Raw genomic sequence first — 2,173 nt, 5'->3', positions numbered from 1 at the left:
GCCAGTTGGGTCGGCCCGGGGCGCGGTGGCAGCATTGCTGCTGCTCCGTTTCCCCGGACCGCCCGCCGAACCCGGCGTGCGATTCTCACCGCACCGGGCTCTCCACGTGAGGTTGCTGGTCAGGCACGATCGCCTGTCGGTGGCCACGGGGTCGGGATGCGGTAACCGCGGTAGCGGTACCGGGTGACGGTGACGCTGGCGGCGCCACGGAACCGTTGCCCGTCGTGAGCTAAGCGCCAGGTTCCGGGCAGGCAGAACCTACGCCGTAACTCTGGCCATCCCATCCGGTGTTTCTTCCGCAACCATGCCGTGATCCGCTCCCAAGCATAGGAGTCGATCGCGGTGAAGATGCGCTTGGAAACCCCGTGCCGGAAGTAGTTCGCCCAGCCACGCAGCACCCGGCCCAGATACTCCATGAGGTACCCAGGATCCTGGTGCAGGGTGTGTCTGTAGGTCATGACCCGCACTCGGTCTTTGATCGAGGCGAGAGCCTGTCTCGAAGGACGAGTGTAGACGAAGTGTTTATGACTGCCTCGTTTACGCATCCGACGGATGTTGAATCCGAGAAAGTCGAACCCCTCGTCGATGTGGACCACGCGGGTCTTCTCCGGCGACAGTCGCAGCCCGACCGGAGCCAGGACGTCTACAACGTCGTGGCGTAGGGCTTCGGCGTCTTCCTTCTCGCCCGTGACGACAACGACAAAATCGTCAGCGTAGCGGATGAGTCGGTAGTTCGCCTTGCGGTGATAGCGCCGCTTTTGTCGCTGCTGCACGGTGGCCATCATCGACTGCCATTGCCTGGTGAAATGATCATCCAAGACGGACAGAGCAATGTTGGCCAGCAGCGGGGAGAGAATCCCGCCCTGCGGGGTGCCGGTGATAGTTCCTTCTCGGGTGCCGGTAGTGGTCATCACCCCGGCCTTGAGGAATGCCTTCACCAACGCTAGGACACGCTTATCCCCAATCCTGCGCCGCAGGCGGTCCATCAGAGCGACGTGATCGATGTTATCGAAACACGCCTCGATGTCGGCCTCCAGTACCCACTGATACGACTTAGTCGTGAAGTGGTGAATCTCGGCAATCGCATCCTGTGCGCGACGGTTCGGACGGAACCCGTAGGAGACCGGCGCGAAGTCGGCCTCGAAGATGGGTTCCAGCACCAGTTTCACAGCCGCTTGTACCACCCGGTCGGCCACGGTCGGGATGCCCAGGGCCCGCAGTTTCCCACTGGCCTTAGGGATCATCACCTGCCGCACCGGCACAGGAGCGAAACCGCGGGCCTTCAACTGGGCTCGCAGCTGGTACAAGAACGCTGTCACTCCCGCCTCGGAGCCGATCTTGGCCACAGTGGCCCGATCCACTCCAGGGGTCTGTGCTCCTTTGTTCCTGGCGACACGGTCAAAGGCCACCACCAAGAACGCCGGATCACAGACCAGGTTATACAGATCATCAAACCGACGACCGCTTTGCTCGGTCGCCCAGCAATGCAACTTGTTCTGCATCTTCCGTACCCTCACAGCGGCCTCAGCAGGGCCGGGCCACCGTGTGGCGCCAGTATTCACCAGCGCGTCTTCGGACATTACAGTCACTTGCTGCTCCTCCTCGCTGCCGTCCTTCCCCATGTGACCGGCTCTCCCGGCCTCGGAGTACTACGACGGCTCCGCCCCACCAGTACCCTTCAGCGGGCGACGCGCCTATCCCTTGTAAGGGAACGGGACACTGGTGGTTCCCACGTTCACTGTCATCTGGTCAACGGGCGAGGTGCTCGACTTTGCCCCTGCGGTTTCACCGTGGCTACGCCGTAGACATTCACCACGATCTGCCAGACCCGACACATCATCCGTTCTGACAGTCACCCACCCCGGCGAGCCACTCTGGCGGAGAGGCCCAAGGGGCGGGTGTGCACCGCGTTCCAGCCCGAATCCACCGGGTTTCTGAGCTGGTCGACGATCAAGAGGCTTTACAACATCGATTCCTTACGTGCACCGTCCCGTCTTGCTCACCAGGCACGACCCATCCGGTAGTACTGGACCGCCCTGACTTTGTCGCGGCTGCTCCCACCGTCCTCGGCGTCCCCCGATTCCGGCTGCCGCCAGCTTCACCAAGCCGCTACGACGGCTAAGCGATGTAGGTCTCTCACCTCCATCCAGATCAACAGCGCCTCGTGGCGCAC

The 2,173-nt window shown here is 62.4% G+C and carries 1 protein-coding gene; it reads right to left on the bottom strand.

The genetic code is table 11. The features are described from left to right. Positions 1 to 119 precede the first annotated feature (119 nt). Positions 120 to 1,622, bottom strand: a complete 1,503-nt coding sequence (gene ltrA, locus GNZ21_RS06830; protein WP_232532729.1) for a group II intron reverse transcriptase/maturase — start codon at positions 1,620 to 1,622, stop codon at positions 120 to 122. Positions 1,623 to 2,173 lie beyond the last annotated feature (551 nt).

Source organism: Nesterenkonia alkaliphila (genome assembly GCF_009758175.1).
GTDB classification, from domain to species: Bacteria; Actinomycetota; Actinomycetes; order Actinomycetales; family Micrococcaceae; genus Nesterenkonia; species Nesterenkonia alkaliphila.
This window is presented reverse-complemented; position numbering and strand designations above follow the sequence as displayed.